Genomic DNA, 12,442 nt, shown 5'->3' with positions numbered 1-12,442 from the left:
GCCAGGGGTACGGCGCCGGGCCCGCGCCCGGCGCCGTACCCCTCGGCCCGCTCAGTCGGCCAGGAGCCAGGTGAGGCTTCTGGGCAGGGCGTGCAGGGAGGCGAAGTGCGCCGCGGCCGGCTCCAGGACGACCGTCGCGCCCGGGATGCGCTCCCCGAGCCAGCGGGCGTGGCCGACCGGCGAGAAGACGTCCTTCTCGCCGTGCCACAGCAGCACCGGCGTCCGGATGTCGGCGGGGTCGAACCCCCACGGGCTGGCGAAGGCCACCGCGTCGTCGATCCAGCCGTACGCCGAATCGCTCAGCCCCTCCTGGTAGTTGCGCAGCAGCATCATTCTGAGCCCGGCGTCCGAGACCACCATGCGGTCCGAGTCGGTCAGCTCTCTGCGCAGATCGTCCAGCAGTTGCACCGGGTTCTCGCGGATGGCGGCGGCCCGCGGGATGAGCCGCGCCGCCACGCCCGCCGGGTCCTTGGCCGCGGTGGTGTACGCCGCGACGTTGGACGCCGCCATGCCCTCGAACCAGTCGAGGCCGTCCGCGTCCCAGGGCGCGAGCGGCACCAGCGCGGCGGCACGGGTCACCCGCTCCGGCATCAGCGCGGCGCACGCCAGGGCGTGCGGGGCGCCGCCGGAACGGCCCGCGACGGCGAACCGGTCGAGGCCGAGGGCGTCGGCGATCGTCGCCACGTCCTGGGCCACATCGGCCACACTGCGCCCTTCGAGCCGGTCGGAACCGCCGTAACCCGGCCGGTCGTAGGCGATGAGCTGCATGCCCCGCTGGTACAGCACCATGCCGCGCGGCGCGGGTCCGAGCCTGCTGCCCGGCGTGCCGTGCAACAGGAAGACCGGTCTGCCCCGCGGATCCCCCAGACGCTCCACCATCAGATGCCGCCCGTCCGCCGCGCGCACCCGACGTCGCAACCCCCTGCCCCTTTCATCCGGCGTGCTCCGATGTACATGCCCCATGCAGGCACCGTGACCCTGCATTCCCCTCCGCCGTGGTGCTTACCCCTCGGCGCCCATGACCGGCTCGATTCCCTCGTAGGAGAGCCCGGTTCAGGACGATTGTCCCGGCTCGGAGCTGATTGCGTAAGGGCGGCCTGAGCGAACGCGCCGGTGGTACGGGGGCGTATCTGGCGAGCATGGTCTGGACGGCCTGTTCGACGGCGTCATGGACGTCGGAGGGTGCGGGGTTCCAGTCGGTCAGCAGCATGCGGGGCCACAGGACGTAGTTGGCGATCATGCCGAGGAACTGGTTCGCGGCGCTCGCCGCGTCCGGGACATCAGCGTTGCCCGCCTCGTGCTCGGATTCCAAGTAGTGCTGAACGGAGGTGAAGTAGGGCGCAGTTTGCCGAGCTGGAACTGCATCCGCCCCAGTTCGGGAAAGCGAGGCAGTTCGGCGATGACGATCCGGAACAGGGCTGTCATGCCGCCACCGACTTCAACGGCGGAGCGATGCGGGACGACGCCGGAATGCGCCAGGTTCTGGCCGGACAGACCGCGCTCGGCCGCGTCGGCGAACCTGAGGAGATCGGCGACGCCATCGCCACGCTGGCCTCCGAGGGCCTGCGCTGGGTCACCGCCCAGCGCATCGAGGTCTCCGGCGGCGCCCTCCTCTGAGCGACCGGGCGCGATGGCGTTGAGGACCGGACCGAGCGCGCCGGGCTGGTCCTCCCATCGGGTCGCGGTCGACGTCGGTACCGTCCGCCGGGACCGCCGGTACCGACGTGAACGGGTGCGGAAGTGGCGGGAGTTGTTTCCGGACAGGTCCAGTCCTTACCCGTGGGTGATGTGGTGGTTGCGGCAGGTGTTCGCGAAACGGAACGGATGGTCGGGGGCATATGTCATGCCCCTGCCATGTAGGCGCCGTCGCGTCGCGCGGAGGGCGCCCGGACGGGGCTCCCGGCCGCGGGCGAATACGCCGGAGCGCAATGTGTCGGTCATGTGTGCGTCCTGAAGTCGACCTTGTGTGCGACAGCCCGATCTCGGAATAGTGGGCGCCTCGTCCTCCGTGCCGGTGCACCCCACATGGGCCGGCACGGTCCCCACAGGAGGTTGACGTTGAACCATCGGCGTATGTCCAAGAAGCGCACCACGATCGCGGGCGGCGCGGCGATCGCCGTGATAGCCGCGGGTTTCACCTTGCAGAATGCGAACGCCAGTGAGGAAACCCCTCAGTTCACCGTGAAGACCCTGACGGCGACGGCGGCCGGAAAGCTCGGCTCGACCCTCGGCAAGGACCTCGGTGACGCCACGGCCGGCTCGTACTACGACGCCACGGCCAAGGCCCTCGTGGTGAATGTCGTCGACCAGCAGGCGGCCGAGAGGGTCCGTCAGGCGGGCGGCAAGGCGAGACTGGTTCAGAACACCCTCGCCGACCTCAAGAGCGCCCGGCAGACCCTCACCGCCGACGCGTCCGTCCCTGGCACGTCGTGGGCCGTCGACCCGGTGGCCAACAAGGTGGTCGTCACCGCCGACCGTACGGTCAAGGGCGCGGCCTGGGAGAAGCTCAGCGGCGTGGTGGAGAAGCTCGGCGCCAAGGCCGAACTGAAGAAGACCGCCGGGGAGTTCAAGCCGTACGTCGCGGGCGGCGACGCCATCACGGGCGGCGGCTCGCGCTGCTCGCTCGGCTTCAACGTGGTCAAGGACGGCGAGCCGTACTTCGTGACCGCCGGGCACTGCACGGAGTCCATCCAGAGCTGGTCCGACACGCAGGGGCAGCAGATCGGGACGACCGAGGGCTCCACCTTCCCGGGCAGCGACTTCGGTCTGGTCAAGTACACCGCCGAGGTGGACCACCCGAGCGAGGTGAACCTGTACGACGGCAGCAGCCAGGAGATCACGCGGGCGGGCGACGCGACGGTCGGCCAGCAGGTCGTCCGCAGCGGCTCCACGACGCAGGTGCACGACGGTGAGGTCACCGGTCTCGACGCCACCGTGAACTACGGCAACGGCGACATCGTCAACGGCCTCATCCAGACCACCGTCTGCGCCGAGCCGGGCGACAGCGGCGGCTCGCTCTTCGCCGGGGACACCGCGCTCGGACTGACCTCGGGCGGCAGCGGTGACTGCTCCTCGGGCGGCGAGACGTTCTTCCAGCCGGTGACGGCGGCGCTCGCCGAGTACGGCGCCGAGATCGGCTGACCGTACGGCACGGAACGGCGGAGGGCCCGGCGCACCGAAGGGGTGTGCCGGGCCCTCCCGCGCGTCGGTCAGACGGACGGCCCGGCGGCGGTCGCACCATCGGGGCCGGTTCCGGTTCCGGTGCCGGTCCCAGGGCCGGTGCCGGTCCCAGGGCCTGTTCCGGGGCCCGTGCCTGTTCCGGCGTCAGGGCGCGCCCCGCGGTCCGGCCCGGCCGGGCGGCCCTTCGTACGGAACGCCGACCTGACCAGTGTGACCGCCGTACCGGCCACCGCCCAGGCGGAGAGCACCAGCAGCGGCCCGGTGATCGCGTTGCCCCGGAAGTACGCGATCGACCGGGCGACCCAGGTGGCCGCGCCCGGCGGCAGCGCGGGGCTGATCGCCCGCCAGAAGTCCGGCAGCATGGGCGGCGGGTAGGCGCCGCCCGCGCTCGGGTTCCCGGCGATCACGACGATCAGCACGGCCAGCCCGATCCCGACGACCCCGCAGAGCGCCTGGAGCGCCAGCGTGAGCGCGCCGACCGCGAAGACGGTGAGCGCGCCGAGCCCCCACAGCGCCGCCACACCGCCCGGCAGCGCCCCCAGCACCGGGCCGGTGATCACCGCGCCGAGCAGGCCGCCGACGATCGCGTACGCCGCCAGCGCGGCCAGCCGGATCACGGCCCTGCTGAGGTTGGCCGGCCGGGCCCCGTGGCTGATCGCGAGGACGGCGGCGCACAGATAGCCGCCGACGCACCAGCCGACCGCCAGGTAGAAGGACGAGAGGCTGCCCGCGTCCCGGATGGAGGCCGGTGCGATGTCCGTCAGCCTGAGGGAGCGCTGCTGCTGCGACTCCAGGCTCTCGAAGATGTTCACCAGGGCCCGGGTCTCGTTGGTGCCCTGACCGGTGGCCACCAGCAGTGTGTCGCTGATCGACTTCGGCCGGACGACGAGCGCGGCGTCGATGTCGCGGTCCATGATCTGCTGCCGCGCGGTCTTCTCGTCGGGCAGTGTGCGCGGGTCCAGCGGCTTGCCCGGCAGCCCCTTCAGCGCGGTGGTGAGCTGGGCCGCGCTCCGGCCCGGGGCGACGACGGCGACCTTGACCTCCGTGGGCTTCGGGCTGTGCAGCGCGCCCACGTAGGACGCGATGAACAGGAGCTGCAGCGCGAGCACACCGAGGACGAGCAGGGCGGTCCGTACGGAGACGGCGTTCTTCACCTCGTCGACGAAAGTCATGCCCCCACGCTCCGGGGCCGACGGTGTGCGCGCAGGCGGGAGGGGGCTGAATGGCCGAGGGCCGGGTGTGCGGCCGGGGCGGTGCGCCGACCGGGGGAGGAAGAGGGCGGGCCGGGGCGGTGCGCCGACCGGGGGAGAGAGGGAAGGCGGCCGGGCGGCGCCGTAGCGCACTACGGCGGGTCGCGCCGGGGTGCGCCGTCATCTTTTACCGACGCGTAACTTCCTTCTTCACCTTACTCCTGCGTAACTTGACGGTAGTTCACCCCTCAGTGTGGTCCGGGCCACAGGGCTGACAGTCATCGCCATTCCCTTGAGCCGCAAGGAGATCGCCCGATGCTGCCCTGGAAACGCGTGCTCGGACCACTGGTCACGCTGCTGCTGGCCGCTACCGTCACGGTCACCCCCGCCGTGGCCGCCACTCCCACCGCCGTCCCCGCCGCCGCTGCCGTCACCAGCAGCGGCTGGAACGACTACTCCTGCAAGCCCTCCGCCGCCCATCCCCGCCCGATAGTCCTCGTCCACGGCACCCTGGCCAACTCCGTCGACAACTGGCTCGGACTCGCCCCGTACCTGGTGAACCGCGGATACTGCGTCTTCTCGCTCGACTACGGCCAGCTCCCCGGCGTCCCCGTGCTGCACGGTCTCGGCCCCATCGACGCCTCGGCCGCACAGCTCGCCACGTACGTCGACAAGGTGCTCGCGGCCACCGGCGCGCCGAAGGCCGATCTCGTCGGCCACTCCCAGGGCGGCATGATGCCGCGCTACTACCTGAAGTTCCTGGGCGGCGCGGCCAAGGTGAACGCCCTCGTCGGGATCGCGCCCTCCAACCGGGGCAGCACCCTGCTCGGGCTCACCAAGCTGCTGAGGTACTTCCCGGGCGCGGAGGACCTGCTGACCGAGAAGACCCCCGCGCTCGCCGACCAGATCGCCGGATCGCCCTTCCTCACCAAGCTCAACGCGGGCGGCGACACGGTGCCCGGGGTCCGCTACACCGTCATCTCCACACGGTACGACGAGATCGTCACGCCGTACCGGTCACAGTTCCTGACCGGTCCCGACGTACGCAACGTGCTGATCCAGGACCTGTGCGCGGCCGACGTGTCCGAGCACGCGACGCTCGGACTCGTCGACCGGATCGCCTTCCACGAGGTGGCCAACGCACTGGACCCGGCCCGGGCGACGCCGACCACCTGCGCGTCGGTGATCGGCTGACCCCGTCAACCCCCGCGTCCGGTACGGGCGCGGCTCAGCGGCCGTGGCGTCCCGTCGTGGCCGCCCGGCGCCGCACCGTACCGAACGTCACCGCGGCGCCGAGGGCGAGGGCCGCCGCTCCGCCGACCGCGAGATACGGGGTGGTGGCGTTGCCGCCGGTCTCGGCGAGGTTCACCTGGCCGCCCGAGGGCTGCTGCGCCGACTGCGCCGACGGGGCGCCGGCGGCCTTCACCTCGGGAGCGCCGGTGGCGTCGTCGGACTCCGCCTTGTCGGCCTCGGTGGCCGGGGCGGCGGCCTCCGAGGCGGGCGCCTTCTCGGGGGTCGCGGTGTGACCGGCGTCCCCGCCATGGCCGTTGTGGTCGACGGAGGATTTGTCCGTCCCCTCCTCGATCGTCCGGTCCGTCGGCGCGGAAGCGACCGGGGCGGCGGTGGGGGCGGCGCCCGCCGCGCCACCGCCGTCCTGGCCGAAGACCACGTCGGAGCACGTGTAGAACGCCTCCGGGCTGTCCGAGCGCTGCCAGATCGAGTAGAGGAGGTGCCGGCCCGAGCGGTTCGGCACCACGCCGTCGAAGACGTAGGCGCCGTCCTCCAGCTTCGGGTCGGTGACCGTCAGGAAGGGCTTCTCCTCCAGGTCCGACCACTTCAGCGGCTGCGTGGGGTCGTAACCGTCCTTGGTGAGGTACAGCTCGAAGGAACCCTTGTGCGGCGCGGTGGCCTTGTAACGGAAGGTGCGGTTGCCCGCGTTCATCGGCGACGACGGCCAGTCGGCGCGCGCCAGGTCGAGCCCCTTGTACTTGTCACGGCCCGCGCCGCACAGTTTGCCGTCCGGGATGATCTGCCGGTGGTTCCCGGCGGCGTCCGGGATGTTGACCTCGTTCCAGTCGTAGAACGCCTGCGTCCCACTGGCCGCGACAGCCGCTTTGCACGCCTCGGAGCGCGGGCTCTCGGGCCCCTCGGCGAAACACCCGGCGACCCGGCTGACCGGGTCCGTCATCGAACCGTGGGCGACTGCGGGCGCGGCGGTGAGACCGGCCAGCGCGAGCGGGGCGAGGCCGAGGACGACGATCCCGGTGGCCGTGCGTCGAGCGGTCATGGAATGGAACTCCTTCGGAGGGGGACGAGCGTGAGACCGCCGGAGCGGCAGGCGGCCTCCCCGCCGCCGTGCCGCTCCAGCGCTCAGAAAACTAGCCGCTCAAAACCCCGGAATCGCCGGTGAGAAGGGCGCGGAGCCCATCCTTATGCCGCAATTAAGGTGCGGCTAAGAGGGGCCTGAGAAACAGGCGAGGCACACGCCCGCGCGACCTGCGCGCCGGGGCGGACCCGACTCGCCGGCACCGATGGTCACCCTCGCGGACGGGGCGGCCAGTCGTGCCATGGTGCTCGGCGAAGCGGGCTACGGCCGACACGCACGGACGGCAGCAAAGACCCTCCTCGCGCACGCCCTGCCGAGCACGGCCTGGCGCGGAGGTTTCGCACCGCAACAGTTGCCCGTGCGGTTCCGGCAGCCGCCGCCACTGGCCGCCCGGGGACCTCCGCACCGTCTGCGAGGTGACGTCGCACTCGCGCCGCAAAGCCTGCCGCGACATACCGCCGCGGTGGTCGCGGCGGGTCGCGGCGTACTGATCGACCTTCGACTGCGACGTTCCGCAGGCCCCTGCGGACGGACATCGCCCCTGGGTGCGCATCAGAGTGTCAGAGGTGAGTGCCAGGATCTCAAGATGGCCACCGACCTCCTCAGTTTTCAGCAGCTCACCTCGCCCGGCGACGTCACCCCCCAGCTCCGGCAGGCCCTCGCCGAGTGCTGGGTCGAGGTCACCAACGCGGGCGGCGCGGCCGGCTTTCCCTTTCCCCCTGTCGATGCCGCCACGGTGACTCCGGCCCTCGACCGCATCATCGGCCTGCTTGCCCCAGATGTCAGCCGGCTCCTCACGGCCACCCTGGACGGGGAACTCGCAGGCTGGCTCAACATCCGTCGCGATCGGTCCGAACTGATCGCCCACTGGGGCACTCTCCACCATGTTCAGACCCGCACTGCCATCCGCGGGCGCGGTGTCGGCCGTGCCCTCATGGAAGAGGTACGCAGGGTCGCCAGGGACGAGATGGGCCTGGAACAGCTACGCCTCGCCGCCCGCGGCGACGTCGGCCTGGAGGACTTCTACGGGAGGCTCGGCTGGAAGGAAGTCGGCCGATGGCCCGGCGCCCTCCGGCTCTCCTCAGACGACGACCGCGACGAGGTCCTCATGATCATCACCCCGCTCTGAGCCCAGCCACCGGATCGGGGAAGAAGCTCGCCCTTGCCGGTGGCAGTCGGCTGATCGCCCGTGCCTGATGAACCTCACCCGTGTGTGCGACATCCCGTGAGTTCTCCTGGGCCGTGTCTGACAAATGATCACCGAGCGGGGATGTGCGTGCGTGCTCGGCCCGATTGCCTTGCCGTCCTGACGTCGGCCAGTGATTCTGGTCAGATGCCAAGACAGGGGAGAAGAAGGCAGCGGCAAGAGGGCGCGCGACAGCGGCTTGCTGCTCGCACTGCGCCGGAAGCGGGACAGTGGGAAGTGATCGTTGAGACTCGGGATCCGGCGGAGATGCGTACGCGGTTGCGGCGTCTTCGGGAGGCAGGAGTCGACGGGGCGATGATCCGGATCGACACGCTGTGCGGGAGCCTGGAGCTGCCGACCACCTACCGACTGAGCCGTTTCCTGACGGACCCCGCGCGGGAGTCCGAGCACGAGCACTCTGATCATTGATCTTGAAGCTGCTGGAACACGTCCAGGTCCGCGACGACGCCGTGGGCCGGGCGGAGTGGACCGTCTCCATCGACTCCACGATCAACCGGGCCCACCAGCACGCGGCCGGCGCCCATAAGAGGGGGCCGCGGACGGGGACGAACGGGAAGATCCGGACCGCTCGCAGGAGCGTCAGGCCCTCGGCCGGTCCCGGGGCGGGCTGACCACCAAGGTGCACCTCGCCGTCGATGGCCGGGGCCTCCCGCTGTCCATCGTGCTCACGCCCGGCAACGTCAACGACGCCACCGCCTTCGGCCAGGTCATCGACGGCGTCCACATCCCGCGCTCCGTTACGGGCCGACCTCGCACGGACCCATGGCGGTCGCCCACCGGGCTTCGAGAAGGACATCTACCGTGCCCGCAACGTGGTCGAACGATGCTTCGCCCGTCTCAAGCAGTTCCGTGCGATCGCAACAAGGTTCGGCAAGCTCGCCGATCGTTACCGGGCTGGAATCGTCGTAGCAGCTCTGATCTTGTGGCTCCGCGAACCCGCCGGATGATCATTTGTCAGACAGCCCCTGGGCCCCTGAGTCCCCGACCTCGTGGCCAGAGGGTTCGTCCCTTCCTCGGTGGCCCTTCACCATCTGACGCGACTCGGGATTCCTGAAGCGGTCTCACGATGTCTGACCGGTCGACGGCCAGGGTGTGAAGCACGAGGCCCCGCGGGTCGCCGTGGCCGCCCCAGATTCGTTCAAGGTTTCCTCAAACAGCCCTCGGCATGGTGGCACGTGAGGGGCCGGACACATCCGGAACCCGGCGAACGAGTCTCCAACGATTGGGAGTCACCATGCGTCTTCGTCACGCCATCGCGGGCAGCGCCCTCGCGGCAGCAGTCGTCCTCGGAGCGGTTCCGGCGGCTCAGGCCGCGCCGTCCGGCGAGTCAGGGGTGGCGGCCGCCACCTGCCGTACGTCCTGGTCCGACAGCAACACCTACGCGGCGCAGTGCTCCGGGGCCCCGAGCACGAAGTTCTACGCCTGGGCCGAGTGCGGCAACGGCGCCATCGTCTTCGGCGCGACGAAGTACGCCAACGGGTCGCAGTCGTACGCCTACTGCGCGGGCAAGGGCGGATTCACCGGCTATGGCGGTTGGGTGGTGTGATCCGGGCCGGCCGGCGGCGACGGCGTCCGGCCGCGTGGTCGGTCGGTTGTCGCGGCCGACTTGTCCTCCAGGCGGCCGGCCTCCTCCGTACGGTGCTGTACGCGGAAGAGGTCGGCCGCCCGACGCCATTGGTCCCGGGCCCGGTCGGTCCTGCCGAGTGCCAGGTGGACGTCGCCGAGGTTGGCGAGGGTGTTCGCCTCCTCGTAGAGGTTGCCGAGATCGTGGAACAGGACGCGAGCGCGCTCGTAGTGGGCGAGGGCTTCGTCGTGCCGGCCCGCGGCGTGCGCGATGAAGCCGAGACTGTCCAGGGTGCACGCCTCACCGTCGCGGAAGCCGTGGCGGCGGTGGATCTCCAGGCCCTCCTCGCAGTGGGCGAGGGCCTGCCCGTACTCGCCGAGGCGGGCCTCGTACCAGCCGACGGCGTTGAGGGCGTTCGCCTGCGCCAACGGGTCGGCGCCCTGGCGCTGGAGCCGCAGGGTGTGCCGGACGTGGGCCAGGGCCTCCCGGTCGTCGCCCTGTCTGGCCCACGACCAGGCGATGACATCGTGGATGCGGGCCTGTTCGGTGACGTCCGCGGCCTCCTGCGCCGCGGCCAGGGCCAGATCGGCGTGGTGGACGGCGCGGTCGTGGTGGCCCACGCGGGCGCAGGCGTGGGCCAGGCGGCGGTGGGCCCAGGCGCGGGCGGTGCCTTCGCCGAGGCGCTCTGCCGCGGCGAGTCCCGTACGCCACAGGGCCAGGTGCTCGTGGAGCCGTCCCTGCCGCCACAGGAAACCGTCCACGACCCGGGCCAGTTGCCAGACCAGGCGGTCCCACCGGTGGAGGTGGGCCACGCGCTGCGCGGCGACCAGACCGGCGTGCTCGGCGCGGAACCAGGACATGACGGCCGCCTGATCGGCGGGCGGCTCGACGAGCGTCACGCCGTCCAGCGCCGGTTCGAGTTCCAGGACATGGTGTTCGAACGGACTGAGGATCAGGTCGCAGGCGTAACCGGTGTGCAGGTAGAAGTCCGTCAGACGTCGCAGCGCACGTTCGCGTGACTCCCGCGGCTGGTCCTCGGCGGCCCGCTCCGCGGCGTACAGACGGATCAGGTCGTGCATGCCGTACCGGCCGGGAGCCGGCTGCTGCACCAGATGGACCGTCTCCAGTTCCCGCAGCGTCACCCGGGCCGCGGCCGGTGGCTCGCCCAGCAGCGCGGCGGCGGCCGCCAGGCCGATCTCGGGGGCCGGTCCCGCGGCGCCGAGGAGACGGAGGGCCTCCGCGGCCCGGTCGGTCAGGCTGCGGTACGACACGCGGCACACCGCGCGGACGTTGGTGGACAGGTCGCCCGCGTCCAGGGCGTCCAGCCGCTCCGGCCGGGCCTGGAGTTCCTCGGCGAGCGCGGCGAGCGTGAGACCGCTGCCGACGGCGGCGCGGGCCCCGGCGACGCTGATCGCCAGCGGCAGTCCCGCGCAGTGCTCCAGTACCGCTGTGACGGCCGCGGGGTCGGCGGCCAGGCGCTCCTCGCCCAGGTGACGGCCGAACAGATTCCGTGACTCGTACGGCGAGAGCACGTCCAGCGGCAGCAGGTGCGCGCCGTGGGTGACGGCGAGCCCGGTCAGCCGACGACGGCTGGTGACGAGCACCGCGCAGCCGGCTCCGCCCGGCAGCAGGTCGGTGACCTGGTCGACGTCTCTGGCGTTGTCGAGGACGACGAGCATGCGCCGGTCAGCGACGAGGGTGCGGTACAGCCCGGTCAGGGCCTGCTGGTCCGCCGGGATCGAGCCGGGGTCGACGCCGAGGGCGTCGAGGAATCCCCGTACCGCGGTGGCCGAGGTCAGGGGTTCTCCGGAGGGAGTGAATCCCCGAAGGTCCACGTACAACTGGCCGTCGGGGAACCGGCCCAGGGCGCGATGGGCCCAGTGCACGGCCAGCGAGGTCTTGCCGACGCCGCCGCTGCCGCTGACGGCGCACACCGCCGCGGAACCGTCGGCCCGGCCCGTGGTGCCCAGTGCCTTGTCCAGTTCGGCCACCTCGGCGCCGCGTCCGACGAACAGCCCCGAGGAAGGGAGCTGACGCGGCACGGTGCGGTCCCGTGACGAGGCGATGCCGGAGGCGGGGACGGAGGCGGGGACGACACCGGCCGCCGGTGACGGGGCGGGGGCGTCGGACGGCACGCGGATCGCCGGGTCGTTCGTGAGGACCTGCTGGTGCCGTCGCCGCAGCTCGGGGCCCGGGTCGCTGCCCAGTTCCTCGGCCAGGGCGTGGCGGATCCGGTCGAAGCAGCGCAGGGCGTCCGCCGTGCGGCCACTGCGGTAGAGCGCGAGCATGTACTGGGCGGCCAGGCGTTCGTCCAGCGCGTGTCCGTCGAGGCAGGAGGCCAGCTCGGACAGGAGCGCCGCATGGCGGCCGTGGCGCAGCAGTACGTCGTTCCGGTCCAGCAGGCAGGCATGCCGTTCCTCCAGCAGCGACGCCCGCAGGGAGTTGCACCACGGCGTGTCCAGCGTGGCGAAGGGCTCGCCCCGCCACAGCCCCAACGCCCGCTCGAACAGGGCTGCCGCACTCTCGTCCTCAGCGGCCCTCGCCCGGCCGACCAGGTCGCGGAAGAGGTGGAGGTCCACCAGGTCAGGGTCGGTGAGCAGCACATATCCACCAGGACGTCGTTCGATGGCGGCGCCGGAGGACGACGCGTCGGCCGCGGCGCCGAGCGCCTGCCGCAGCCGGGACAGATAGCTGTACAACGTCGACCTGGCCCCCGGGGATATGTGGGCGCCCCACACCCGGCCGAGCAGGCCGTCCACCGGCACCGCACGGTTGACGTCCGTCAACAGCGCCGCCAGCACGCAGCGTTGCCGGACGGGCCCGAGATCCACGGCCGTCCCGCCCACGTGCGCCTGGATCTCCCCCAGCATGCCGAACTCGATCGTCACCGCATCCCCGACTTCCCCCGTACCGCCTTCTCCAAGTCTTGGCCCCCTCCGCCGCCCGGCCAATCCACAATCCGGCCAGGCTCGGGC

At 71.6% G+C, this 12,442-nt stretch carries 9 protein-coding genes and 2 pseudogenes; 6 read left to right on the top strand and 5 right to left on the bottom strand.

Annotation, left to right across the window (positions count from 1 at the left end; translation table 11 throughout):
- Nucleotides 1-51: 51 nt before the first annotated feature.
- Together ACIO3P_RS30665 and ACIO3P_RS30660 are read right to left on the bottom strand one after the other, a co-directional pair.
- Nucleotides 52-918, bottom strand: a complete 867-nt coding sequence (locus tag ACIO3P_RS30665) for an alpha/beta fold hydrolase (protein ID WP_329824605.1) — start codon at nucleotides 916-918, stop codon at nucleotides 52-54.
- A gap of 205 nt (nucleotides 919-1,123) precedes the next feature.
- Nucleotides 1,124-1,446 (bottom strand): annotated as a pseudogene (locus tag ACIO3P_RS30660) (TetR/AcrR family transcriptional regulator C-terminal domain-containing protein); the annotation flags it as partial.
- Between the two features lie 24 nt (nucleotides 1,447-1,470).
- On the opposite strand from ACIO3P_RS30660, the gene ACIO3P_RS30655 reads away from it, so the two are divergent.
- Together ACIO3P_RS30655 and ACIO3P_RS30650 are read left to right on the top strand one after the other, a co-directional pair.
- Nucleotides 1,471-1,617: an SDR family oxidoreductase gene (locus tag ACIO3P_RS30655; RefSeq protein ID WP_401793344.1), complete on the top strand. Its 147-nt coding sequence runs from the start codon at nucleotides 1,471-1,473 to the stop codon at nucleotides 1,615-1,617.
- Nucleotides 1,618-2,025: 408 nt separating this feature from the next.
- Nucleotides 2,026-3,141 (top strand): S1 family peptidase, encoded by a 1,116-nt coding sequence (locus ACIO3P_RS30650; RefSeq protein WP_401854119.1) that lies wholly within the window; start codon nucleotides 2,026-2,028, stop codon nucleotides 3,139-3,141.
- A 68-nt stretch (nucleotides 3,142-3,209) separates the two neighbouring features.
- On the opposite strand, the gene ACIO3P_RS30645 is transcribed toward ACIO3P_RS30650, so the two are convergent.
- Nucleotides 3,210-4,352, bottom strand: a complete 1,143-nt coding sequence (locus ACIO3P_RS30645; RefSeq protein WP_401854122.1) for a DUF3533 domain-containing protein — start codon at nucleotides 4,350-4,352, stop codon at nucleotides 3,210-3,212.
- A 333-nt stretch (nucleotides 4,353-4,685) separates the two neighbouring features.
- On the opposite strand from ACIO3P_RS30645, the gene ACIO3P_RS30640 reads away from it, so the two are divergent.
- Nucleotides 4,686-5,564, top strand: coding sequence for an alpha/beta fold hydrolase (locus tag ACIO3P_RS30640; protein WP_329824602.1), 879 nt, complete (start codon nucleotides 4,686-4,688; stop codon nucleotides 5,562-5,564).
- Nucleotides 5,565-5,598: 34 nt separating this feature from the next.
- Here the strand turns inward: ACIO3P_RS30640 and ACIO3P_RS30635 are convergent, their stop codons facing one another.
- On the bottom strand, nucleotides 5,599-6,657 hold the full coding sequence (locus tag ACIO3P_RS30635) for a lytic polysaccharide monooxygenase (RefSeq protein ID WP_401854125.1): 1,059 nt from the start codon (nucleotides 6,655-6,657) through the stop codon (nucleotides 5,599-5,601).
- A 625-nt stretch (nucleotides 6,658-7,282) separates the two neighbouring features.
- On the opposite strand from ACIO3P_RS30635, the gene ACIO3P_RS30630 reads away from it, so the two are divergent.
- The 3 genes and pseudogenes from ACIO3P_RS30630 (at nucleotide 7,283) to ACIO3P_RS30620 (ending at nucleotide 9,449) form a co-directional block, all read left to right on the top strand.
- Nucleotides 7,283-7,825, top strand: a complete 543-nt coding sequence (locus tag ACIO3P_RS30630) for a GNAT family N-acetyltransferase (protein WP_329824600.1) — start codon at nucleotides 7,283-7,285, stop codon at nucleotides 7,823-7,825.
- A gap of 491 nt (nucleotides 7,826-8,316) precedes the next feature.
- Nucleotides 8,317-8,844, top strand: a pseudogene (locus tag ACIO3P_RS30625) (transposase); the annotation flags it as partial.
- Between the two features lie 293 nt (nucleotides 8,845-9,137).
- Nucleotides 9,138-9,449, top strand: coding sequence for a hypothetical protein (locus ACIO3P_RS30620; protein WP_329824599.1), 312 nt, complete (start codon nucleotides 9,138-9,140; stop codon nucleotides 9,447-9,449).
- On the opposite strand, the gene ACIO3P_RS30615 is transcribed toward ACIO3P_RS30620, so the two are convergent.
- Complete coding sequence (locus tag ACIO3P_RS30615; protein WP_401854128.1) at nucleotides 9,428-12,355, bottom strand: AfsR/SARP family transcriptional regulator; 2,928 nt, start codon at nucleotides 12,353-12,355, stop codon at nucleotides 9,428-9,430. The two genes, ACIO3P_RS30620 and ACIO3P_RS30615, sit on opposite strands and share 22 nt — an antisense overlap.
- Between the last annotated feature and the right edge of the window lie 87 nt (nucleotides 12,356-12,442).

It is taken from the genome of Streptomyces sp. NPDC087310 (genome assembly GCF_044744405.1).
GTDB lineage: Bacteria > Actinomycetota > Actinomycetes > Streptomycetales > Streptomycetaceae > Streptomyces.
Note: the sequence above shows the minus strand (reverse complement) of the source record. Positions and strands in the feature narration are given on the sequence as shown.

Coding starts and splice junctions, on each gene's coding strand:
- ACIO3P_RS30655 (WP_401793344.1), top strand. CDS start 1,471: ATGCGCCAGGTTCTGGCCGGACAGACCGCGCTCGGCCGCGTCGGCGAA.
- ACIO3P_RS30650 (WP_401854119.1), top strand. CDS start 2,026: ATGGGCCGGCACGGTCCCCACAGGAGGTTGACGTTGAACCATCGGCGT.
- ACIO3P_RS30645 (WP_401854122.1), bottom strand. CDS start 4,352: ATGACTTTCGTCGACGAGGTGAAGAACGCCGTCTCCGTACGGACCGCC.
- ACIO3P_RS30640 (WP_329824602.1), top strand. CDS start 4,686: ATGCTGCCCTGGAAACGCGTGCTCGGACCACTGGTCACGCTGCTGCTG.
- ACIO3P_RS30635 (WP_401854125.1), bottom strand. CDS start 6,657: ATGACCGCTCGACGCACGGCCACCGGGATCGTCGTCCTCGGCCTCGCC.
- ACIO3P_RS30630 (WP_329824600.1), top strand. CDS start 7,283: ATGGCCACCGACCTCCTCAGTTTTCAGCAGCTCACCTCGCCCGGCGAC.
- ACIO3P_RS30620 (WP_329824599.1), top strand. CDS start 9,138: ATGCGTCTTCGTCACGCCATCGCGGGCAGCGCCCTCGCGGCAGCAGTC.